The sequence below is a fragment of the Modicisalibacter muralis genome (assembly GCF_900102945.1).
In the GTDB taxonomy this organism is placed as follows: domain Bacteria; phylum Pseudomonadota; class Gammaproteobacteria; order Pseudomonadales; family Halomonadaceae; genus Modicisalibacter; species Modicisalibacter muralis.
In genome coordinates, this window is the sequence record NZ_FNGI01000009.1 from 59,536 (window position 1) to 80,383 (window position 20,848).

19 protein-coding genes are annotated in these 20,848 nt (G+C 61.0%); 7 read left to right on the forward strand and 12 right to left on the reverse strand.

Annotated elements, in window-relative coordinates:
- Positions 1-20: 20 nt before the first annotated feature.
- Together BLR92_RS14570 and BLR92_RS14575 are read right to left on the reverse strand one after the other, a co-directional pair.
- The gene (locus BLR92_RS14570; protein ID WP_089729859.1) at positions 21-1,028 is read right to left on the reverse strand and encodes a DctP family TRAP transporter solute-binding subunit; all 1,008 of its coding nucleotides are present in this window, start codon (positions 1,026-1,028) and stop codon (positions 21-23) included.
- 170 nt (positions 1,029-1,198) lie between these two features.
- Complete coding sequence (locus tag BLR92_RS14575; RefSeq protein WP_089729861.1) at positions 1,199-2,197, reverse strand: LacI family DNA-binding transcriptional regulator; 999 nt, start codon at positions 2,195-2,197, stop codon at positions 1,199-1,201.
- Positions 2,198-2,423: 226 nt separating this feature from the next.
- On the opposite strand from BLR92_RS14575, the gene BLR92_RS14580 reads away from it, so the two are divergent.
- Both BLR92_RS14580 and BLR92_RS14585 read left to right on the forward strand, forming a co-directional pair.
- Positions 2,424-3,503 carry a sugar phosphate isomerase/epimerase family protein gene (locus tag BLR92_RS14580; protein WP_089729863.1) on the forward strand — a complete coding sequence of 360 codons (1,080 nt, stop codon included), beginning with the start codon at positions 2,424-2,426 and terminating at the stop codon, positions 3,501-3,503.
- 42 nt (positions 3,504-3,545) lie between these two features.
- Positions 3,546-4,787 carry a nucleoside permease gene (locus tag BLR92_RS14585; RefSeq protein ID WP_089729866.1) on the forward strand — a complete coding sequence of 414 codons (1,242 nt, stop codon included), beginning with the start codon at positions 3,546-3,548 and terminating at the stop codon, positions 4,785-4,787.
- A 4-nt stretch (positions 4,788-4,791) separates the two neighbouring features.
- On the opposite strand, the gene BLR92_RS14590 is transcribed toward BLR92_RS14585, so the two are convergent.
- The 3 genes from BLR92_RS14590 to BLR92_RS14600 form a co-directional block, all read right to left on the reverse strand.
- Positions 4,792-5,295 carry a DUF192 domain-containing protein gene (locus tag BLR92_RS14590; RefSeq protein ID WP_089729868.1) on the reverse strand — a complete coding sequence of 168 codons (504 nt, stop codon included), beginning with the start codon at positions 5,293-5,295 and terminating at the stop codon, positions 4,792-4,794.
- A 39-nt stretch (positions 5,296-5,334) separates the two neighbouring features.
- A complete protein-coding gene (locus tag BLR92_RS14595; protein WP_089729870.1) occupies positions 5,335-6,726 on the reverse strand; it encodes a uracil-xanthine permease family protein in 1,392 nt (463 codons plus the stop codon).
- A 383-nt stretch (positions 6,727-7,109) separates the two neighbouring features.
- Positions 7,110-7,487, reverse strand: a complete 378-nt coding sequence (locus BLR92_RS14600) for a phasin family protein (protein WP_089729872.1) — start codon at positions 7,485-7,487, stop codon at positions 7,110-7,112.
- A 218-nt stretch (positions 7,488-7,705) separates the two neighbouring features.
- On the opposite strand from BLR92_RS14600, the gene BLR92_RS14605 reads away from it, so the two are divergent.
- The 4 genes from BLR92_RS14605 to BLR92_RS14620 all read left to right on the forward strand — a co-directional run bounded on the left by BLR92_RS14605 (position 7,706) and on the right by BLR92_RS14620 (position 11,938).
- Entirely contained in the window at positions 7,706-8,659 is a 954-nt protein-coding gene (locus BLR92_RS14605) for a threonine ammonia-lyase (protein WP_089729875.1), read from the forward strand.
- Between the two features lie 99 nt (positions 8,660-8,758).
- Positions 8,759-8,968, forward strand: a complete 210-nt coding sequence (locus BLR92_RS14610; protein WP_089729877.1) for a DUF1656 domain-containing protein — start codon at positions 8,759-8,761, stop codon at positions 8,966-8,968.
- An 11-nt stretch (positions 8,969-8,979) separates the two neighbouring features.
- Positions 8,980-9,852, forward strand: a complete 873-nt coding sequence (locus BLR92_RS14615) for an efflux RND transporter periplasmic adaptor subunit (protein ID WP_089729878.1) — start codon at positions 8,980-8,982, stop codon at positions 9,850-9,852.
- A gap of 10 nt (positions 9,853-9,862) precedes the next feature.
- Positions 9,863-11,938 carry an FUSC family protein gene (locus tag BLR92_RS14620; RefSeq protein WP_089729881.1) on the forward strand — a complete coding sequence of 692 codons (2,076 nt, stop codon included), beginning with the start codon at positions 9,863-9,865 and terminating at the stop codon, positions 11,936-11,938.
- 265 nt (positions 11,939-12,203) lie between these two features.
- On the opposite strand, the gene BLR92_RS14625 is transcribed toward BLR92_RS14620, so the two are convergent.
- From BLR92_RS14625 to BLR92_RS14655, 7 genes are all read right to left on the reverse strand, one after another.
- The gene (locus BLR92_RS14625; RefSeq protein ID WP_089729883.1) at positions 12,204-12,923 is read right to left on the reverse strand and encodes an ABC transporter ATP-binding protein; all 720 of its coding nucleotides are present in this window, start codon (positions 12,921-12,923) and stop codon (positions 12,204-12,206) included.
- Positions 12,920-13,699, reverse strand: coding sequence for an ABC transporter ATP-binding protein (locus tag BLR92_RS14630; RefSeq protein WP_089729885.1), 780 nt, complete (start codon positions 13,697-13,699; stop codon positions 12,920-12,922). Before BLR92_RS14630 ends, BLR92_RS14625 begins: the two co-directional genes overlap by 4 nt.
- A gap of 15 nt (positions 13,700-13,714) precedes the next feature.
- Positions 13,715-14,686 carry a branched-chain amino acid ABC transporter permease gene (locus tag BLR92_RS14635; RefSeq protein WP_089729887.1) on the reverse strand — a complete coding sequence of 324 codons (972 nt, stop codon included), beginning with the start codon at positions 14,684-14,686 and terminating at the stop codon, positions 13,715-13,717.
- Between the two features lies 1 nt (position 14,687).
- Complete coding sequence (locus tag BLR92_RS14640; RefSeq protein WP_089729889.1) at positions 14,688-15,602, reverse strand: branched-chain amino acid ABC transporter permease; 915 nt, start codon at positions 15,600-15,602, stop codon at positions 14,688-14,690.
- Between the two features lie 68 nt (positions 15,603-15,670).
- The gene (locus tag BLR92_RS14645; RefSeq protein ID WP_089729891.1) at positions 15,671-16,789 is read right to left on the reverse strand and encodes a branched-chain amino acid ABC transporter substrate-binding protein; all 1,119 of its coding nucleotides are present in this window, start codon (positions 16,787-16,789) and stop codon (positions 15,671-15,673) included.
- A 348-nt stretch (positions 16,790-17,137) separates the two neighbouring features.
- Positions 17,138-17,827, reverse strand: a complete 690-nt coding sequence (locus BLR92_RS14650; RefSeq protein ID WP_089729893.1) for a glutathione binding-like protein — start codon at positions 17,825-17,827, stop codon at positions 17,138-17,140.
- Positions 17,828-17,944: 117 nt separating this feature from the next.
- Entirely contained in the window at positions 17,945-18,652 is a 708-nt protein-coding gene (locus BLR92_RS14655) for a glutathione S-transferase N-terminal domain-containing protein (protein ID WP_089729895.1), read from the reverse strand.
- A 391-nt stretch (positions 18,653-19,043) separates the two neighbouring features.
- On the opposite strand from BLR92_RS14655, the gene BLR92_RS14660 reads away from it, so the two are divergent.
- Complete coding sequence (locus BLR92_RS14660) at positions 19,044-20,741, forward strand: L-lactate permease (RefSeq protein WP_089729897.1); 1,698 nt, start codon at positions 19,044-19,046, stop codon at positions 20,739-20,741.
- Positions 20,742-20,848 lie beyond the last annotated feature (107 nt).

Below are 20,848 nucleotides of genomic sequence, written 5' to 3' on the forward strand. Positions count from 1 at the left end.
CAGAACACAAGAAACGTTTTCTAGCGGTTCTCGACGGCCTGCCGAGCCACCTCGACCAACTCTTCGCCGATTTGCGGCGTCCATGTGTCGTAGACGCTCTGGGTGGCTTCGACAAAGGCCTGGCGCTGCTCGTCGGTCAGCTCGATGACCTCGACGCCACGCTCGCGAATCGCCGCCAGACGCTCGTCCTCCTGGGCACGCGACATCTCGATTTCCCACTGGCCGGCCTCGATGGCCGTCTCGCGCAGCAGCTCCCGGTCCTCTTGGGGCAATGTCTGCCACACCTGCTGGTTCACGGCGAAAATCAGCGGGTCATTCATGTAGTGCCACAGCGTCAGGTATTTCTGGCCGACCTGATCAATGCGCGCCACATCGAATATCGCGATGGGGTTCTCCTGGCCATCGACGGCGCCGGTGGTCAGCGCCGGCTTGGCATCGGCCCAGCTCATCTGGGTCGGGTTGGCGCCGAGCGCGGTGAAGGTGTCGTTGAACAATGGCGAGCCGACCACACGGATCTTCAGGCCGGCCAGATCCTCGGGCGAGTCGACCGGCAGCTTGGAGTTCGACAGTTCGCGAAAACCGTTCTCGCCCCAGGCCAGCGGCACCACGCCACGCGCTTCGATCGCCTCGAAAATCATCTCGCCGGCCTTGCCGCCGGTGATGGCATCCACCGCCGCGTCGTCGGGCATCAGGAACGGCAGCGAGAACAGGTTGAGTTGCGGCACCTGTGGCGACCAATTGATGGTCGAGCCCAGCGCCATGTCGATGAGTCCCGAGCGCATCGCCGAGAACTCGCGGGTCTGATCGCCGGCGACCAGTTGCGAGTTGGGATAGACGCGCAGGGTAATTCGACCGTCCGAGCGCTCCTCGACCAGCTCGGCCCATTTCTGCGCCGCCTGCCCCCAGGGGAAGGCATCGGAAAGCACGGTGGAAACGGAATACTCGCGGGCCTGGGCGGTCATCGCGGTACACAGCAAAGCAGCCCCCGCCACGATGGCGGAGAACGAGGTAAAGCGGCGTGTCAGCATGATCGTGAATCCTTGCTTGCGGCCGGATGGCACCAGCCGGATATCGTTATTGGTATTGCCATGCAGTCGCCATGGCCCCTTTAGTTGTAAAGAGATTGCGACTGAATGAAAAGACTAATCGAAGCGAAGCGTCAAGCGTCTTTCATGACGGCTCGATACGACCAGCGCCACTAAGGTTTGGAACCCGTACTGCCCCGGACGACCAGTTCGAACGGCAGGATGACATGGCGTGGCGATTCACAACGACCTTCCAGTGTGTCGATCAGCAGGCTCACGGCCTGCCTGCCGAACGCCTCGGCCGGCTGGGCGATGGTGGTCAGGGGCGGGTCGCTGAACGAGGCGAAGGTAATGTCGTCGAACCCCGCCACGGAGATATCGCCGGGCACCGATAACCCTGCCTGCTTGACCCGTTTAATGGCGCCAATCGCCATCTCGTCGCTTTCGCAGAAGATCGCCGAAGGCCGCCCATCGCACGCCAGTAGCATACCCGCGGCATTGAAGCCCGAATGCGGCGTGAAATCCCCCGGGCACAGCAGGCGTTCGTCCAGGGCGATGCCAGCGGCTTCTAGGGCATCGCAGTATCCCGCCACGCGGTCTCGTGTCAGCGGGCTGCGTCGCGGCCCCTTGATCATGCCGATGCGGCGATGGCCCAGATCGATCAGGTGTTCGGTGAGGGTGCGAGCCGCCGCACGGTTGTCGAGTTTCACGGTCGGGCACGGTGGCGAATCGAGCACTTCGCAAGCATTGACCATCGGCAAGGCCGTGTCTGCATAGGCGTCGGCAGCGAACGGATTGTAGGCACGCAGTTGAATGACGCCGTCGGCCTGGCGGGTCGTCACCATGCTGGCATACCCGCGCTCCGCGTCTTCTCGGCCCAGCGTGTTGCACAGCAGCACGCTGTAGCCCTGTTGCTGTGCCGCTTGCTGAATGCCGCCGATGACTCGCGCGAAAAAGGTGTTGGAGATGGTCGGCACCAGCACGACCAGGTTGCGCGTACGCCGCGAGCGGAATTGCACCGCCATGAGATTGGGCTTGTAATCGGCCTCGCTGACCGCTGCAAGCACTCTGGCCCTGGTCCGCGGCGAGACGATATCCGGCGACTTCAACGTGCGCGACACCGTCGCCACGGAGACCCCCGCCAGTTCGGCGACCTTGCGTATGTTCGACATGTTACCCCTATCTTCGAGTGGTCGTGCGGCGACCCGACGCACCCAGCTTACCCCAACCGCCATCGCACCTCAGCGCGCTGACCATCAGGCGCTAGACCTTCGTCTGATTGACGGCTTGCAGACCGCTGCCTAGTTTGAATACAAATGTAACCGGTTACATTCAAATCGCAAATAGCCGCAAACAGCCAATTTCATCGGTTTATGCATCGGCCAATGGGGATATGTGATGGAAGCGGGACACACCAGCGAGATTCGCGGACCTGGCATCTTCCTCGCCCAATTCATGGGCGATACTTCGCCCTTCGATAGTCTCGACGCTATCGCCCGCTGGGCGGCGACGCTCGGCTACAAGGGTATCCAAATTCCCAGCGGCGACCCCCGCTGCCTGGATCTCGCCCTGGCCGCCGAGAGCCAGACCTACTGCGATGAACTCAAGGGCCGCTGCGGGGAGGCCGGTGTGGAGATCAGCGAGCTCTCCACTCACCTGCAAGGGCAACTCATCGCGGTGCATCCGTCTTGCGACGAACTCTTCGATGGCTTCGCCCCAGCCGAGGTGCGCGGTAATCCAGAGGCCCGCAGAGCATGGGCCGTCGAGCAGTTGCAGTTGGCCGCGAAAGCCAGTCAGCGCCTGGGTCTGACGGCTCATGCGACGTTCTCCGGGGCGCTGCTGTGGCCGTTCGTCTACCCCTGGCCGCAGCGCCCCGCCGGGCTGGTCGAGGCAGGCTTCGCCGAACTCGCCCGGCGCTGGCGTCCGATCCTCGATGCCTTCGAGGAGGCCGGCGTCGATCTGTGCTTCGAGATCCATCCCGGCGAGGATCTTCACGATGGCGCCACCTTCGAGCGCTTTCTGGAAGCGGTGGATCATCATCCGCGCGCCCGGATTCTCTACGACCCCAGCCACTTGCTGCTGCAACAACTCGACTATCTGGACTTCATCGACCGCTATCACGAGCGCATCCGCATGTTTCACGTCAAGGATGCCGAGTTTCTGCCCAATGGCCGCAGCGGAGTCTACGGCGGCTATCAGGACTGGCGGGAGCGCCCCGGGCGGTTTCGCTCGCTGGGTGACGGTCAGGTCGATTTCAAGGGCATTTTCAGCAAGCTGACGCAGTACGGCTATGACGGCTGGGCGGTGCTCGAGTGGGAGTGTTGCCTGAAGGACTCACGCCAAGGGGCCGAGGAAGGCGCCCCCTTCATCGCGGATCACTTCATTTCGCCGGCGCAAAGTGCCTTCGACGATTTTGCCGGCGTCGCCCCCAGCCCGCAGCGTAATCGCAGGATTCTGGGGCTGGACGGGAATCACTGACGACGTTCGCTCAGAACACGACAACACCGAAAGAGGTTTGCCATGCATACGATCCGCATGCGGCTCAGCATCATGATGTTCCTGCAGTTCTTCATCTGGGGAGGCTGGTTCGTCACGCTGGGCACCTTCCTTGCCCAGAACCTTGACGCCACGGGCAGCCAGATCGGCATGGCGTTCTCGACACAATCCTGGGGCGCCATCATCGCGCCGTTCATCGTCGGACTGATTGCCGATCGCTATTTCAATGCCGAGCGCATTCTCGGCGTGTTGCATCTCGTCGGGGCGGCCTTGATGTACGGTCTCTATTTGGCGGGCGATTTCGCGACCTTCTACCCTCTCGTGCTGCTCTACATGATCCTGTACATGCCGACATTGGCGCTGGTCAATTCCGTCTCGTTTCGGCAGATGGCCGATCCTTCGCGGGAGTTCGCCAGGATACGCGTGTGGGGCACCATCGGCTGGATCGTCGCTGGGCTTGCCATCAGCTTCGCCTTCTCGTGGGATTCGCCGCAGGCCATCGGCGCCGGGCTGCTGCGCAACACCTTCCTGATGTGTGCGTTCGCCTCGCTGATTCTCGGCATCTATAGCTTCACGCTGCCCGGCACGCCGCCAAAGGCCGGCACAGGCGGCTCATCGACGCTGAAAAGCCTCGTGGGATTCGATGCCCTGACGCTGCTCAAGGACAGGAACTACGCGATCTTCTTCATCGCCTCCATTCTGATCTGCATTCCCCTAGCCTTCTACTATCAGAACGCAAACCCCTTTCTGGTAGAAATCGGCGTGGCCAACCCAACCGGCAAGATGACCCTGGGCCAGGTCTCGGAGGTCCTGTTCATGCTGCTGTTGCCGGTATTCATCCACCGCTTCGGAATCAAGAAGACGCTGTTGGTGGGCATGTTCGCCTGGGCCCTGAGGTACGTCCTGTTCGCCTATGGCAATAGCGGGGATCTGGTATTCATGCTACTCACGGGCATTGCCCTGCATGGCATCTGCTACGACTTCTTCTTCGTTTCGGGGCAAATCTATACCGATGCCAAGGCCGGCGAGCGATTCAAAAGCTCCGCGCAGGGCATGATCACCCTGGCCACCTACGGTGTGGGTATGCTCATCGGTTTCTGGGTGGCGGGCCACATCACCGAGTACTTCGCGCGCGCCGACGGCCATGCCTGGCAAAGCATCTGGTTGTTCCCGGCCCTGTTCGCACTGGGAGTATTCGTGCTGTTCCTGCTGACGTTCAAGGGCAAACGACCGGCCAAGGAGTCGGTTGGTACGTCGCCGACTTGAGCGGTTATCGGCTACAGGTCCCGCGTGCGCCGGGCAGGGTAATGCAATCGCCGACGTCGATGTCGTGCTCGGCGAAGTAATCGGCGTTGACCTCCAGCGCGACACGATAAGGCACGCCGGCCGGGTAGCTCGGGCACTCGGCCGCGTCTTCGCTGGTGCAAGGCGGCATCGTGCGAATGGCGCGGATTTCGCCATCGCCGCCGAGAAAGGCGATATCCAGCGGGATGCGTGTTTGGTACATCCAGAAGCTGGCCTGCGGGGATTGCTCACGCTGGTAGACGAACAGCATGCCGGCATCGGCGGGAAGGCTATCTCGCTCCATCAGACCATATGCCCGCTCGCCGGCGTCGTCGGCGATTTCGACCTGGAGCCAGTGCGTCGTTTCGGCACCGATAACCGCCACCGTAGTGCGCTCGAGCGCCCATGCCATCCCTATCAACCCGCCGACGCCGATCACTCCAGCCAGCAATGGCCTGCGCCATGCCCGTCGTGTGTTGCCTCTATGCATCGGTACCCGCCTCACCCTTGTCGTGAAGTCACTAGCCTATCAGGTAAGGCGCTGCTCGGCCGTGGCGCGTGGCGCGTCGTCACGCATTCTTTCGGCCATCTGCTCGCGCTCCTGCGCTTCGTCGGCCAGGGTCTTGCGCGGCAGCAGCAGGTTGAGAGTGAAGGCCGTGATAGCGGCGACGACGATCGGCGAGCCGCCCACGACCAGACGCACCAGGTCGGGAAATAGCGCGATGGATTCGGGGGCGGCGTAGATGCCCAGACTCAGCGCCAGGGACAGGCTGGCAATGGTCATATTGCGCGCCGACATCTCGTCCCGGGTGAGCAGTTGGATGCCGGTCATGGTGATCATGCCGAATACGATGATCGTGGCGCCACCCAGCACCGGATAGGGAATGGTGGTCATTACCGCGCCGAACTTGGGAATCAGGCCGGCAATCAACATGAAGATGGCCGCCAGCGCCAGCACGAAGCGGCTAATCACCTTGGTCATGGCGACGATGCCGACGTTCTGGCTAAAGGAAGACGTCGGCAAGGCCCCGAAAAACGAGCCGACGGTAGTGCCAAGGCCGTTAGCCAACAGCCCGCCGCTCAACTCACGGGTACCCAGTTCGCGGTTCATTCCCCCCACCGTGGTGGCGGAGAGATCGCCGATCGTCTGTACCGAGTTGATCACGCAAATGATCACCATGGAAATGATCGCTGCGGTGTGAAACTCCAGCTCGAAGGGCATGACGCGCGGCAGGCTGAACCACTGGGCCTCGCGCACCGGACTGAAGTCCACCATGCCCAGGTAAAGCGACAGCAGATAACCCGCCACGATACCGCAGATGATTGCGGCCAGCTTGAGAAAGCCACGCGCAAACTGCGACACGATCAGTACCACCCCCAGGGTGACGATGGCTACGAACCAGTAGCGTGGATCGCCATAATCGGCACGCCCCACGCCGCCGGCCATGTAGTTGATGGCGATGTCGTACAGCGAGAGGCCGATCACCAGCACGACCGTGCCGGCTACCACCGGCGGAAAGAGGTGGCGTATGCGCTTGATGAAGAGCCCGACCAACAGCATGGCGACGCCACCGATGACCTGGGCGCCAAGGATGCCACCGATACCGTACTGTGCGCCCACGGCGGTGAGCGTCGGCACGTACGCGAAGCCCACGCCGAAGATCGTCGGCAGTCTGGCGCCCACCTTGCCCACACCGTAAAGCTGCAGCAGGGTAGAGAGACCGGAGGCGATCAGCGCTATCTGGATCAGCAGCATCTGCTCCGCCGGGGAGGCGCCTACCGCGCCAACCACGATGATCGGCACGGTCACAGTGCCCATGATCATAGCCAGAATGTGCTGTAGCGAGAGCGGCAGCGCCTTGCCTAACGGCGGCTTGCCGTGGAAATCGAAGACGGATTGACTGTTGTTGGTTATGGTCATGGGATTCAACGTTGTCTGTTTTTATGTATACAAAATAGACTGAAACAACACGACATTGATTGCAACTGATAATAGTGATTAATTGTATACAATACTTGTTAGATCAAACATCCACCGCCGACGGTTTCGATTGCCATCAACACAATAAATTGACCACCCGGTCAACTCTCTAGTTGGATCCGATTGTCGACTAGCGAAGCGGCTTGGCAAAGGCTGAAATCGGCTCGACGAAGGTGACCAGGACTCGAAGCCTACTGGAGGCAGGCACTGGCCATGGGAACACGCTGGCGTTTGTCATCGGTTCAAATAAAAAGCGGCCCACCGGTCATGGCCGGTGGGCCGCTTTGCTGACGCGCGCCGTTCAACGCGCGGCATGAAGCATCTTACTTGGCGGATTTGGCCTGGCTGGTCGCCTGCTTGGAAGCCGCCTTGACGTTGCTTTCGACCAGTTGCTGGCTCTTCTGCGCGAATTCCTGATTCATAGCGACGACTTTCTCGGCGTCGCCCTTGAAACGCTCGCCCAAGTCCTTGGCGACCTGCTGCTGGTCTTCGACGTAGCTGCGCAGGCTTTCGGCGTCTTTCACGTCGAGCATGGCGCGAGTCTGGCTCAGCGTTGCATCGGCGTAGGCCTTGGCAAACTCGAACTGGGTGGTGAACAGTTTTTCGGTGTAGTCCACGCTCAGCGCAGCATAGGCGCGAGCCGGACCGAAGAACAGGTTTTCGAACTGCTGGGTAGCCTGGTCAAAATTTGCGTTGCGCATGGATTACCTCCGTGGTGTTGCGGTGATGGAGGGCCTTTCGCCCTCTGCTGCACTGCACAATAGCAGAGCCTTTGTTGCGCTGCAACATGCAGTTCGCATTTTCTTTGTGACGACGGAGTCCAGCGTGACTGGCTACGCTGAGAGCAGGGGTTCGAGAGCCTTGGCTTTATTCTCGAGCCGTGCCGGTACTCGAACAAGCGACCCAAGGAAGCCGTGTCATGATCACTCTCGAGGCCATTTTGCAGGCACGCGATACCATCGGCGCTACTCTTGAGGCGACGCCGATGCTCAGCGATCTCGGGCTGTGCGAGCGCCTGGAACGGCGCGTACTGCTCAAGGGCGAGCTTTTCCAGCGCACCGGATCGTTCAAGGCGCGCGGTGGATTGAATTGGATACGCACCGCCAGCGCCGATGAATTGAACAAGGGCCTGGGCGCGGTATCGGCGGGCAATCATGCATTGGGTCTTGCGTGGGCGGCACGCACCGCCGGTGCCGAGTTGACGGTCGTCATGCCCGACAATGCCAGCCCGTTCAAGGTCGCGGGGACCCGCGCGCTCGGCGCCGAGGTGGTTCTACATGGCGATATCAACGCCGCCTGGGAGCACATGCATCGGCTGGTGGACGAACGCGGCCTGACGCTGGTGCATCCTTACGACGACCCCCGCATCATCGCCGGCCAGGGCACGGTGGGCCTGGAAATCATCGAGCAGGCCCCGGATGCCGCGGTGATCCTCTGCCCGGTCGGTGGCGGCGGCCTGCTTTCCGGCATTGCCATTGCCGCCCGCGAGTTGCGCCCGGATATTCGCTTGATCGGCGTCGAGCCGCAAGGTGCGGCGAGCATGCGTCACGCCTGGACACAGGGTGGGCCATGCCGCTTGGCAGCGGTGAATACCTGCGCCAATAGCCTTGGCGCAGCCATTGTCGGCGAATACACCTACCCCCTTTGCCGGCACTACGTCGACGAGCTGGTCACGGTCAGCGAGGCAGGCATCGCCGATGCGCTGCGCTATCTGCTCAGCGAGAGCAAACTGTTCGTCGAGCCGGGGGCCGCCGTTGGCGTCGCCGCGCTGCTCGAGGGCAAGGTGCCCGATTTGCCCGACCAAGGCGATATCGTGGTGGTGATCACTGGCGGCAATATGGGTTGGGAGGAGCTCGCCACGTTCTTGCCATGAGCCAGTGGTCGGCAGCAATAAATTAGCGTGCTAATATCATTGCCCCGACCATGCCAGGCACAGCCGTTTCGACAATCTGACCAGAAAGGTTCGAAGAAGATGGGACTCAAGGAAATCGCCATTGGTGGCATCTATTTCAGTCCACTGCTGTTCTATGCGCTATTCGGCTTGCTACTGGCCATGCTGCTACGCACCTTCTTGCATCGTCTGGTTGGCCATCGCGACTTATTGTTTGGGGCGTGGTTCGATGTTTCGCTGTTCGTAACCGCCGTCGCCGGCATCGCCTTCCTGTTCTCCGCCGCCGATTGAGTACCACTGCAATGCGCACGTCGTTACGCCTTCTGATTACCCTGCTGGTCGTTGCCATCGCCATCGCCGCGGGAATGTGGCTATGGCATTACTACCTTTACACACCCTGGACCCGCGATGGCCGGGTGCGCGCCGAGATCGTCACCATCGCGCCGGATGTCGCCGGCCGGGTCGAAACCCTGGCGGTAGCGAATACCGAGCACGTCGAACAAGACCAGGTGCTGTTTCGCCTCGATGCGGCCCGCTACCGCACCGCCGTGGCCAAGGCCAGGGCCGTGGTCGCCAAGCACCAGGCCATGCTCGAACTCAAGCGCCATGAGGAAAGCCGTCGCAGCCGCCTGAGCAATCAGGCCATCAGTAGCGAGAATCGCGAAATCGCGCGCATCGAAACCCGCGTCGCCGAGGCCAATCTGGCCCAGGCCCAGGCCGAACTGCACAGCGCGCAACTGGACCTCGAACGCAGCGTGGTGACCGCGCCAGCGGCGGGGACGGTGCTCAACCTGCAACTCGCCGAGGGCAACTATGTCGACAGAGGCGAAGCCGTGATGGCACTAGTCAAGGCGGGTTCGTTCTACGTCACCGGCTACTTCGAGGAAACCAAGATGCCGCATATTCAGGTCGGCGATCGCGCGGTGATCTGGCTGATGAGCGGCGATACTCGCCTGGCCGGCCACGTGACTGGCATCGCCCGGGCTATCGCCAACACCAATACCCGCCTCAATGAGCAATTGCTGCCTCAAGTCGAGCCGACCTTCAGTTGGGTACGCCTGGCCCAACGCATTCCCGTACGGATTGCGCTCGACGAGATACCCGAAGGCACCCTGCTCAGCGCGGGCATGAGCGCCACAGTGCGCATTCTCGACGACGCCCAGGCGGCGGACTGACACCACGCTCATGTCGCCCTATCTCCAAGCCTACCTGACGCCCTCTTCCAGCGCGGTGAAGTTCGCCATCAAGGGCACCCTGGCGATGTTTCTGGCGCTGTATATCGCGTTATGGGCGGACCTGGAGCGCCCCTATTGGGCCTTGATTTCCGCGGCTTTCCTGCAGATCCGCCCGATGAGCGGCATGGTCATCGAGAAAGGGCTTTGCCAACTCGGCGGCACGCTGGTCGGCGCTGTCGCCGGCATCATAGTCATGGCGCTGTTCGCCCAGGCTCGCGTGCCGGCGCTGGTATCGCTGACGCTATGGATCATGCTCTGCGTCTACGGCTCCGCGCTGACCCGCAATAACCTCTCTTACGGCTGCATCATGGCGGCGGTGACCGCACTCCTGATTGTGGTCATTTCCGGCAGCGATGCCTCGCGGGTGTTCAGTATCGCCGTGGCGCGGCTTTCCGAGCTCGGCCTCGGAGCCATCTGCGCCACCTTGGTCAGCGCGCTGCTGTGGCCGACGCGAGTTCGACACCACCTCGCCGAACAGGCCGATGGTGCGGTCAACCACGCCTTCATACACGCGGCCCAGCGCCTCGAGGGCGGTAGCGAACCCGGCACTCTGCAACAGTCGCTGACCGCCAGCCTCGGCCCGTTGATGACGCTGGAAATGGATAGCCAGGCCGCTCGTTACGAGGGACCGGCGGGGCCCGGCCGCGTACGTGCCAGCCACCTGTTGACTCGGCGTACGCTACGCCTGTGCGCGACAGTCGCCGCGCTCGGTCAGTTACTGCATGAGTATCCTGGGCCGCTAGACGCCGATATCCGCTGCCTGGCCAATGCTACCGCCGAGGGTTTCCGCCGGGCCGAACGGGCGCAGGGTGTTGGTGAGGCGCGTGAACTCTTGCAAGAGTGCCGCCACGCGGCGTATCGACAGGATAGCGAAGCTCTCTCACCGCTGTCGCTACGCGTGCTGCTGGGGCTGCGCGAGGCGCTCGGCCATGCCATGATCATGCTCGATGCCCGCGAGGCCATTACCCGGCCGGGGCATCGTCGGCTACGCAGCCCGTCGCTGTCGTGGCATCGCGATCATCTGGTGGCCGCCGCCAATGCCGGTCGCGCCGGAGTAGTTTTCACGCTCATGGCGCTGTTATGGCTGTCTACCGCCTGGAGCAATGGCCCGGTCGCCATGCTACTGGCGACACTGTTCTCGGCATTCTTCGCCAGTCGCGACAACCCTGCGCGCATTAGCGTGATGTTCTTCAAGGGCATGCTCCTGGCGATTCCCAGTGCCTTCCTGTTCGGCCATGTGCTGCTGTCGCAGGCCAGCGGCTTCGTCATGCTCGCCATGCTGTTCGGCACGCCGTTGTTTTTGGGTCTGCTCGGCGCCGGGCATCCGGCGACGATGGGCTATAGCCTGGCCTTCACCATCTTCAATATTCTGCTGACCATGCCCGGCAATGGCATGGATTTCAGTATCGACGGCTTTCTCAACCGCACACTGGCGGTGATCGTCGGCGTCAGTGTGGTGGTGTTGGGGTTCCGCTTGATGCCCGAAATCGGCCCGCGAGTGCTGCGCCGACGACTCATCAACGCCACCACGCGCGACCTGAAACAACTGGCACGCCGACCACCGCGCGAGACGGACACCTGGTTCAGTGGGCGCATGGCCGATCGCCTGCTGCAACTCGCCCGCCACGATCAGATGCTACCCGAAGAACAACGCCACCTGTTCAGCCTCGGCCTGACGGGTCTCGACGTCGGACGCGCCTGCCTGCGTTTGCGTCACCGCCTCGATGATGTCGCCTCGAGCGAGGTGCGCCAAGCGCATCGGCACATGCTCGCCACTCTCGCTCAAGCTTATGCCGACAGCGCACATGGGCACCCGCCCCAGGGCATGCAAGCGGCGGGAACAGCACTCCGCGATGCCGCAGCGCAAACGACCGAGATATCGGCCGAACGTCGAGCCCTGCTCGATGGCCTGATCGAGCGCCTCGACCTGACTTTGCAGCGCCAGGCGCGGATGATGGCCGGCGCATTGGCGCCTTCGCCGGCCAGGGCCGAGACTGAGCCCCCTACCCCAAACGAGGCAACGTGATTTTATTGGCCATGTCTATTGGCGGCTTTGAAGTCCGCCCTGCCGCTGCCTATGTTGTAAGGACAGCCTCGGTGAGGGTAAACCATGCACCTCTTACTCGACTTTTTAACGTCCTTTTTAAACACCCCACCACGGCACATAGACCGGGCGGGGCCTGTTCGCAGAGCGGCAGCCACAGCTACCAGGACGAATGCGCGCGGATCGCTTCGCTCCAACCCGCGCTATCCCGTAAGTTCAGCTAGCCGGCAAGGCCGGCATCATGGCTTCAGGCGACGCCAAGATAGGCCTGAACGATCGACTCGTCCTCACGTAACGTAGCGGCGTCGCCCTGGCTGCAAATCTCGCCGTTTTCGATCACGTAAGCGTAGTGCGCCAGGCGCAGGGCCAGTCGCGCGTTCTGCTCGACCAGCAGAATCGTGGTTCCGGCCTCGTTGAGACGCTTGATAATGCGCATGATCTCGGTGACCAGCTTGGGCGCCAAGCCCATCGATGGTTCGTCAAGCAACATCACGCGCGGACCGTGCATCAACCCCCGGCCCATGGCCAGCATTTGCTGCTGGCCGCCGGAGAGCAGCGAGGCATCCTGATGGCGGCGCTCGGCGAGAATCGGGAATAGCGCGTAGACCTCCTCGATGCGCCGGCGCCGCGTAGCGGCATCCTTGACGGTGAAGGCGCCGAGTTCCAGGTTCTCCTTGACGCTGAGGCCGCGCAGGATACACCGCCCCTCCGGTACGTGCACGACGCCCAGTCGCGCGATATCGTGCGCCGGCAGGCTCTTGATCGAATCGCCTGCCAGGCTGACGTCGCCACTCTGGGCGCGCACCAGCCCGGAAATGGTCTTCAAGGTCGTGGATTTACCCGCCCCGTTGCTGCCCAGCAGTGTCACGATCTGGCCCTTGCGCACCTCGAGGCTGACGCCTCGCAGGGCCTGGATCTGGCCATAGAAGGCCGTCACCCGATCGACGGTGAGTATCGTCTCGCTCATGATAGGGCCAACTCCTCGTCGTCCTGGCCGAGATAGGCCTCGATGACCCTCGGGTCATTCTGAATGTCGTGAGGGGAACCCTCGGTGATCATGCTGCCGTGATCGAGCACGCTGATCCGCTCGGAGACTTTCATCACCAGACTCATGTCGTGCTCTATCAACAGCACCGAGACACCGCGTTCGTCGCGAATGCGCCGAATCAACTCGATCAGCGCGATTTTCTCGCTGGCGTTGAGGCCCGCCGCCGGTTCATCGAGCAGCAAGAGTTTGGGCCGGGTCGCCAAGGCGCGGGCGATTTCGACACGGCGCTGGTGGCCATACGCCAGGTTGGTGGCGAGACGTTCGCGCTCGTCGTGAATACCGACGAAGCGCAGGCACTCCTCGCTGGTTTCGAGAATCTCGCGTTCCTCCGCACGTTGGCTGGGCAGGCGCAGGATCGCGCCGATGGCCCCAGAGCGCGTGCGACAATGCATGCCCGCCATGACGTTTTCGAGCACCGACATCTCGCGGAACAGGCGCACGTTCTGGAACGTTCTCGCGATGCCCATCCGAGTGACCCGATGGGGCTTCTGCTTGACGATCGGTGCTCCATCGAAATGGATACTGCCCTGCTGGGGACGATAGAAACCGGTGATGGTATTGAACAACGAGGTCTTGCCGGCCCCGTTGGGCCCGATGAGCGTGGCGATACTGCCCTCGGCCACGCCGAAGTCGACAGCGTCCAGCACGGTATTGCCAGCGAAGCTCAGGGTGATCCGCTCTAGCTGTAACAACATGGTGATCCCCTCGCGTCAGGAACGTTTGTCGGGCCAGATGCCGCTTGGCCGAAAGAGCATGATCAGCAGAAGGAGTACCGCGAAGACCAGCAGGCGCAGCGAGTCGAGATCGCGCAGCAACTCCGGGCCCAGCACGATGATGAAAGCGCCGAGAATGACGCCGGGTATCTTGCCCATGCCGCCCAGCACCACCGCCAGCAGGATCATCACCGACTGCTCGAAGCTGAAACTCTCCGGCGAGATTGCGCCCAAATTGACACTGAAGAAAATGCCACCCATCGCACCGAAGATGGCACCGATGATATAGGCTGACAGCTTGGTCCTGACCCGATCGATACCCATCGCCTCGGCGGCGTCCTCGTCATGACGCACATACAGCCAAGCGCGGCCCAGTCGCGAATGATAGAGCCGCTGGCTGGCGATATACGCCAACACCGCCAGCACCGCGAACACATAGAAGAAATCGCTGGCGCTATCGATCCGCCAGCCGAACAACGACGGCTCGGGAATGGCGAACAAGCCACTGGCTCCTCCGGTGATCTCCAGATTGCGCGCGGTAAAGCGTACGATCTCCCCGAAGCCCAGGGTGACGATGGCCAGATAATCGCTTCGCAGGCGCAATGTCGGCGCCCCGATAACCACCCCGGCGACGGCCGCCGCGACTATCGCAAAAGGAATCGCCAACCAGAAATTGACGCCAAACTGTTGGGTAAGGATGCCGATCGTATAGGCGCCCACCGCGAAGAACGCGGCATAGCCCAGATCGAGCAGGCCTGCGTAGCCGACCACGATATTGAGCCCGAGACACAGCACCACATAAAGCAACGCATTGGTCAGAATGACCGTGGTGTACTGGTTGGCGATGAACGGCGTGACGATCAATAGCAGGATAATGATGACATGCACGGTATGGCGTCGATTCGGCGCATCGAGATACGCGTAAAGGCGCTCGAAAGGCGTGGGACGGCGAGCTTCATCGGTAGCCATATCACATTCTCTCCACTTCGGACTTGCCAAGCAGGCCCGTGGGTTTGAAAACCAGCACCAGGATCAGAATCGCGAAGGTGAAGACATCCTTCCATTCGGAGCCGATGAACTCGATGTTGGTACCGAAAGACTCCAGCAACCCTAGGATCAAGCCGCCCAGCATGGCGCCGGGTATGCTGCCGATCCCGCCGATTACCGCTGCTGTGAAGGCCTTCAAGCCGATCAGAAAGCCCATGAAGTACCAGATGCTACCGTAGTAGGCCCCCGCCATGGTCCCCGCCGCCGCAGCCAAGGATGAGCCGATGAAGAATGTCACCGCGATGACACCGGCCACATTGATGCCCATCATTCGACACATGTCCTTGTCGATGGACACGGCACGCATGGCGCGCCCGTACATGGTGCGCGAAACGCCAAGCTCGAGAGCGATCATCAAGACGGCGGCGGTGGCCACCAGTATTATCTGGTTGTGTGAGATAAACAGGTTACCTACCTCGAACCCGCCAAAACCGATATCGGTGCTGAATGCGGTGTACTGTCCGCCGGTCAGGGCGAGCGCGGCATTTTGCAATACCAGCGATACGGCCAGTGCCGTGATCAGGATCGATAGCCGTGGGGCATTCAGCATCGGATGGTAGGCGATACGTTCGATGACCACCCCGAGGCAACCGATGGCCATCATCGCCAATAGCATGGCGACGAAGATGCCCATCCAGCCAGCGCCCAGCGCGCCAGATACCAGCGACAAGGCGCCAAAACCCACGAAGGCGCCAGCCATGTAGAAATCGCCATGGGCGAAGTTAAGCAGCTTGATGACCCCGAACACCATGGTGTATCCGAGAGCGACCAGCGCATAAAAGGATCCCAGCACCAGCCCATTGATGAGCTGCTGGAAAAAGGAGTCGAAAAAGGACATGGGTGCGATTCTCTACGACGGCATGAACAGAAAAACCGGCCGGGAGCATGCCCCCGGCCGACGTGGCATTACTGCTCGTGCCGAGTCCACTCGCCACCCTTGCCTTCGAGCACGATGAAGTTGCTGCGTGCCAGGGTATTGTCCTCGGTGAAGCTGATCGGACCGGTCAGCCACTCCATGCCACCGGCCGAAGACAGCGCCTGTTGGATTGCGTCGGAATCGGTGGAACCGGCCTTCTCGATCGCCCATGCCATCAGCTGCAGGCCGTCGTAGGAGAGCGGCGCGTAGGGACCAGGCGCACGGCCGTACTCACTTTCATACTGGATGTTGAAATCCTGAGCACCCGGCAGAAACGCGGGAATCGGATTAGCGAAGGCATAGACACCTTCAGCAGCGCGCCCAGCGATCTCGAAGAGTTTCGATGACGTGGAGCCATCACCGACGGCGATCACGCCCTGGTAACCGCGCTGGCGAAGCTGACGAATCAGCAGCGCGCCATCGGCATAGTAGGCGGTCCAGAACACCGCATCGGCATTGGAGTTCTTGATTTTCGAGACTACCGCCGAGAAGTCCTGCTCGCCCTTGTTGACGACATCGAAGGAGGCGATTTCATGACCGGCCGCTTTCCACTCATCGCGGGTCAAACTGGCCAGATCCTGTGAGTAGGCATCGCCCTGGTTGATGATAGCCAGACTCTCGACCCCTTGACTCTCGAAGAAATCCACTGCCGTCTCGGCCTGATAGTCCCCGGTCGAGTTGATCATGAAGGCGTTGCCCGGATTGGCGGGAATCAGCTTGGTGGAGTTCGCCGCAATGATGACGAAGGGAATGTTGGCATCGCCGTATGTATTCAAGGTCGGCTGGGTAGCGCCTGAACAGTAGCCGCCGACGACGCCCACCACGTTTTGCGAGGCCAACATGCTGGCGGCGTTGACCGATTGCTGCGGGTCGCAAGCCGCATCGGCGGGGCTCAACTCGATCTGCTTACCCAGCACGCCACCTGATGCGTTGATTTCATCGGCCGCCAATTGAATCGCGTTGAGCATGTCGATGCCATAGGTCGCTTCCGAGCCGGTAGTCGGTAGCTGAACACCAATGGTGATGGCATCCGACTGCGCCATGGCGACGCTGCCAATGGCAACGTTCAACGCAACGGCGGAAGCTACGGTAGTGATGATGTTTCTCATGGTTTACGTCCCTTTCTTTTTGATTATCGTTATAGCGAAGAAGAGAAATCGCTAATTAACCCTGACCATTATTTATATTTTATACAAAATTGGTGCCAGCTTAACGATGGGTGCTTTTAAACGCTGAGATCACCCTAGGTTTTACTAACCCCACGCATGACGCGTCGCAATAAACTCCGGCAGTTCTTCGCGAGCCTTGAGGATATGCTCGCCGAGTCAGCGCGTCGTTTCCGCGCTATCGCGCCTTTCGCACAACATGACCAGGCGCCGATGCTTGAGGAATACGCTTCACAACGATGCCGGCCTAGGCCGGCATCGTTGTGGGATCACGCCTGGTGCTTAAGAAGATCACTTTTGTCCAAAGAGATGCCTGCGGGCTTCGTCGTCCATCTCCACGCCATCGCTCGGGTTGATTTCCTCGGCGAGGGCGTAGGCGCGCTTCACCGCGCCGCGCGCGGCAATGGTCTCGAACCAGCGCTTGACGTTGGGGAAGTCCTCAATGTCCTGGCCCTGGTTGGCATACGATCTGACCCACGGCCAGATCGCCATGTCGGCAATGCTGTATTCATTGCCGGCGACGTAGTCGTGGTCGTCGAGCCGCTGGTCGAGCACGCCATAAAGCCGCGCGGTCTCCCTGATGTAGCGCTCTATGGCGTACTCGATCTTCTCCGGCGCATAGTTGCGAAAGTGATGGTTCTGCCCCGCCATCGGACCGAGCCCACCCATCTGCCAGTACAACCACTGCAATACCACATAACGCTCGCGCCCGGACTTGGGCAGGAACTGCCCGCTCTTGTCGGCCAGGTATTCGAGAATCGCGCCTGATTCGAACAGTGCCAATGGCTGGCCGCCATCGACCGGCGTGCGATCGACGATCGCCGGAATGCGATTGTTGGGCGCGATGTCCAGGAACTCGGAAGAGAACTGCTCGCCCTTGCCGATATTGATCGGATGAATTTGATAATCGAGGCCCGCCTCCTCGAGAAAGACGGAAATCTTGTGGCCGTTCGGAGTCGTCCAATAATAAAGATCGATCATGAAACCTCCTGTTGCATGCGTTGCGCTAGAGACTCACCCACCTCATCCTGACATCGCGGCACGCCGAACGCTCCACACCCTCACGGCGCGACCGTCTTCGCGGTTTTCATGAGCCGCTCACTCATAGGCTCCTTCGATATCGACGATACGCAGGGCATTGCGCCCCAGGCCACCGTAGAGATCCAGCATGCGTTCGATCCAGGAATAAACCGGGTCGGCGTTGGAAACCAGGTCGGCACAGGAAACGCAGCGCGCCCACATGAAATTGCCAAATAATAGGTAGTCGGCCCCTGCCGGCGTATCGCCGTCGATGAAGTCGGCTTCATCGAGCCGTCCCCGCAACGGTTCAAGAGCTTGATCGAGCATGCTCAGCCCCTTGTTTGGCGCATGAAACTCCTCGAGGCTACGCCCGAAACGCTTCTCGCGGGTTTCGCGAAAATAGTCGCGATCCCGGGGGTGAATGGCATTGTGCAGATCCATGATGATGCTACGCATCATGCCCGGCGCCAGGCTGCGCTCGGCATAGAACTTGAAAAAGCGGGCACGGGCCTCGGCTGCGCCGTCGCCCAATAGCGGCTTGTCCGGATACGCGCGATCGAGGTGGCGAAAGATTTCGTAACTATCGCTCACGGTCACGTCGCCATCGACGAGCACCGGCACCTTGTCCTGGCCGGAGAACGCAATCGCCTCCTTGTCAGTGAAATGCCAGGGACGGGTCTCGGCCTCGAGCCCCTTGTGCGCCAAGGCGTACTTGACGCGCCAGCAATAGGGCGAAAAGCGCAGGTCTTCGTCGATACCGCATAGGTCATAAAGCAGTCGTGCCATGTTTCCTCCTCGTAGCAATAACGCTCGGCCTCAACGTCACCATGGTCGGGTGTCATGACGCCAGCATCCAGCAAAACATGCCACCAGTAACTACCACGACACTCACAACATCTTATCTATTAGTCTAATAATTTGACCATTGTCATACCAAACTGCCCACCAAACACTTCACGAAAAATACGATTAATACAATAAATTCAATCGTTTAATTGTATAAATACTTATTGGTGATGATTGGTAATACCAATTCCCCAAAGATGGCACAATCTCGTTTTTGCGATTATCGTGCCCGAACTTGCCGAGGCAACGGCAGTAGTGACGGCTGAAAATCAGCCATCGTCATCACATGCGCAAATGCCATACCGGACCACAACAAAGAGGGATAAGCCTCATGGATCAGACATTGCTCGCTTTATTGGCCTTCCTGCCGTTGGTACTGGCGGGAGTGCTATTGATCGGTTTTCGCATCGCGGCACGAACCGCCATGCCCATCGTCTTCATTGCCACCGCACTGATCGGCCTGCTGGCCTGGGACATGACCTTTACCCGAGTACTGGCATCGACATTCCAGGGTCTGATACTGACCGTGGCGATCCTGTGGATCATCTTCGGCGCCATTTTACTGCTCAATACCCTGAAGCACTCAGGGGGCATCGCCGCGATCCGCAATGGCTTCTCGGGTATCAGCCCCGACCGCCGGATACAGGCGATCATCGTCGCCTGGCTGTTCGGCTGCTTCATCGAGGGGGCATCGGGTTTCGGCACACCCGCCGCGGTCGCCGCGCCGCTAATGGTCGCACTCGGCTTCCCGGCACTCGCCGCCGTGGTGGTCGGCATGATGATCCAGTCGACACCGGTATCGTTCGGCGCCGTGGGCACACCGATCGTGGTCGGTGTCAGCGGTGGCCTCGATCAGGTCACCATCAGCGAGACATTGGCCGCCGGCGGCTCCAGTTGGGAGGCGTATTTCCAGTTGATCACTTCCGAGGTGGCGATTACCCATGCCATCGTCGGCGTGTTCATGCCGCTGATCATGGTCAGCGTGATGGCGCGTTTCTTCGGCGCCAGGCGCTCCTGGCGCGACGGCCTGGAAGTCGCGCCGTTTGCGCTATTCGCCGGTATCAGCTTCGTGGTGCCTTATGCGCTGGCAGGGGTTCTGCTGGGGCCGGAGTTCCCATCGATGATCGGTGCCATGGTCGGCCTGGCGATCGTCGTGCCCGCCGCGCGTCGTGGCTTCTTGTTGCCCAAGAAGACTTGGGATTTCCCCGAATCGTCCTCCTGGCCCTCGGAATGGATCGGCAGCCTGAAGATCGATCTCGAAGACGTTGTCGGACGCACGAAAATCTCGGTCTTCATGGGTTGGCTACCGTACGTGCTGCTGGCCGCGCTGCTGGTGATCTCGCGTGTCATCGAACCGCTCAAGGAAGCACTGCTTTCCATCAGCTTCGGTTGGAGCAGTATCCTCGGTGAGAGCGACATCTCGGGCAGTCTCGAACCGCTCTACCTGCCCGGCGGGATCCTGGTTCTGGTGGTGCTGATTACCATCGGCCTGCATCGCATGCGTGGCCAGGACGTCAAGGCGGCATTCTCCGAATCGACTCGCACACTGCTGGGCGCAGGCTTCGTGCTGCTGTTCACCATCCCGATGGTGCGCATCCTGATCAACTCCGGCGTCAACCAGGCCGACCTGGTTTCCATGCCGGTGGCCATGGCGCAGTTCGTCGCCGATAGCGTAGGCGGCGTCTACCCATTCTTCGCTCCTGCCGTGGGTGCACTGGGCGCCTTCATCGCCGGCTCCAACACCGTCTCCAACCTGATGCTGGCCGACTTCCAGTTCAGCGTCGCCGAGGCACTCGGGCTATCGACCGCGATGATGGTCGCGGTACAGGCCGTGGGTGCCGCCGCCGGCAACATGATCGCCATTCACAACGTGGTCGCGGCCTCGGCCACGGTCGGCCTGCTGGGTCGCGAGGGCACCACCCTGCGCAAGACGATACTGCCGACGCTGTACTACGTGATCTTCACCGGCATCATCGCGCTGATCGCGTTCTATGGCATCGGAGTGAGCGATAACCTGATGGGCGGTTGAGGTTGCAATAAGCCTTGAAGGAACCGCCCCGGCGATTGCCGGGGCGACTACCCGCATCATGGACACCAGGCGCTTTGTCATGAAGCGCTTTTTACTTTTCCACTTGA

Coding starts and splice junctions, on each gene's coding strand:
- BLR92_RS14570 (WP_089729859.1), bottom strand. CDS start 1,028: ATGCTGACACGCCGCTTTACCTCGTTCTCCGCCATCGTGGCGGGGGCT.
- BLR92_RS14575 (WP_089729861.1), bottom strand. CDS start 2,197: ATGTCGAACATACGCAAGGTCGCCGAACTGGCGGGGGTCTCCGTGGCG.
- BLR92_RS14580 (WP_089729863.1), top strand. CDS start 2,424: ATGGAAGCGGGACACACCAGCGAGATTCGCGGACCTGGCATCTTCCTC.
- BLR92_RS14585 (WP_089729866.1), top strand. CDS start 3,546: ATGCATACGATCCGCATGCGGCTCAGCATCATGATGTTCCTGCAGTTC.
- BLR92_RS14590 (WP_089729868.1), bottom strand. CDS start 5,295: ATGCATAGAGGCAACACACGACGGGCATGGCGCAGGCCATTGCTGGCT.
- BLR92_RS14595 (WP_089729870.1), bottom strand. CDS start 6,726: ATGACCATAACCAACAACAGTCAATCCGTCTTCGATTTCCACGGCAAG.
- BLR92_RS14600 (WP_089729872.1), bottom strand. CDS start 7,487: ATGCGCAACGCAAATTTTGACCAGGCTACCCAGCAGTTCGAAAACCTG.
- BLR92_RS14605 (WP_089729875.1), top strand. CDS start 7,706: ATGATCACTCTCGAGGCCATTTTGCAGGCACGCGATACCATCGGCGCT.
- BLR92_RS14610 (WP_089729877.1), top strand. CDS start 8,759: ATGGGACTCAAGGAAATCGCCATTGGTGGCATCTATTTCAGTCCACTG.
- BLR92_RS14615 (WP_089729878.1), top strand. CDS start 8,980: ATGCGCACGTCGTTACGCCTTCTGATTACCCTGCTGGTCGTTGCCATC.
- BLR92_RS14620 (WP_089729881.1), top strand. CDS start 9,863: ATGTCGCCCTATCTCCAAGCCTACCTGACGCCCTCTTCCAGCGCGGTG.
- BLR92_RS14625 (WP_089729883.1), bottom strand. CDS start 12,923: ATGAGCGAGACGATACTCACCGTCGATCGGGTGACGGCCTTCTATGGC.
- BLR92_RS14630 (WP_089729885.1), bottom strand. CDS start 13,699: ATGTTGTTACAGCTAGAGCGGATCACCCTGAGCTTCGCTGGCAATACC.
- BLR92_RS14635 (WP_089729887.1), bottom strand. CDS start 14,686: ATGGCTACCGATGAAGCTCGCCGTCCCACGCCTTTCGAGCGCCTTTAC.
- BLR92_RS14640 (WP_089729889.1), bottom strand. CDS start 15,602: ATGTCCTTTTTCGACTCCTTTTTCCAGCAGCTCATCAATGGGCTGGTG.
- BLR92_RS14645 (WP_089729891.1), bottom strand. CDS start 16,789: ATGAGAAACATCATCACTACCGTAGCTTCCGCCGTTGCGTTGAACGTT.
- BLR92_RS14650 (WP_089729893.1), bottom strand. CDS start 17,827: ATGATCGATCTTTATTATTGGACGACTCCGAACGGCCACAAGATTTCC.
- BLR92_RS14655 (WP_089729895.1), bottom strand. CDS start 18,652: ATGGCACGACTGCTTTATGACCTATGCGGTATCGACGAAGACCTGCGC.
- BLR92_RS14660 (WP_089729897.1), top strand. CDS start 19,044: ATGGATCAGACATTGCTCGCTTTATTGGCCTTCCTGCCGTTGGTACTG.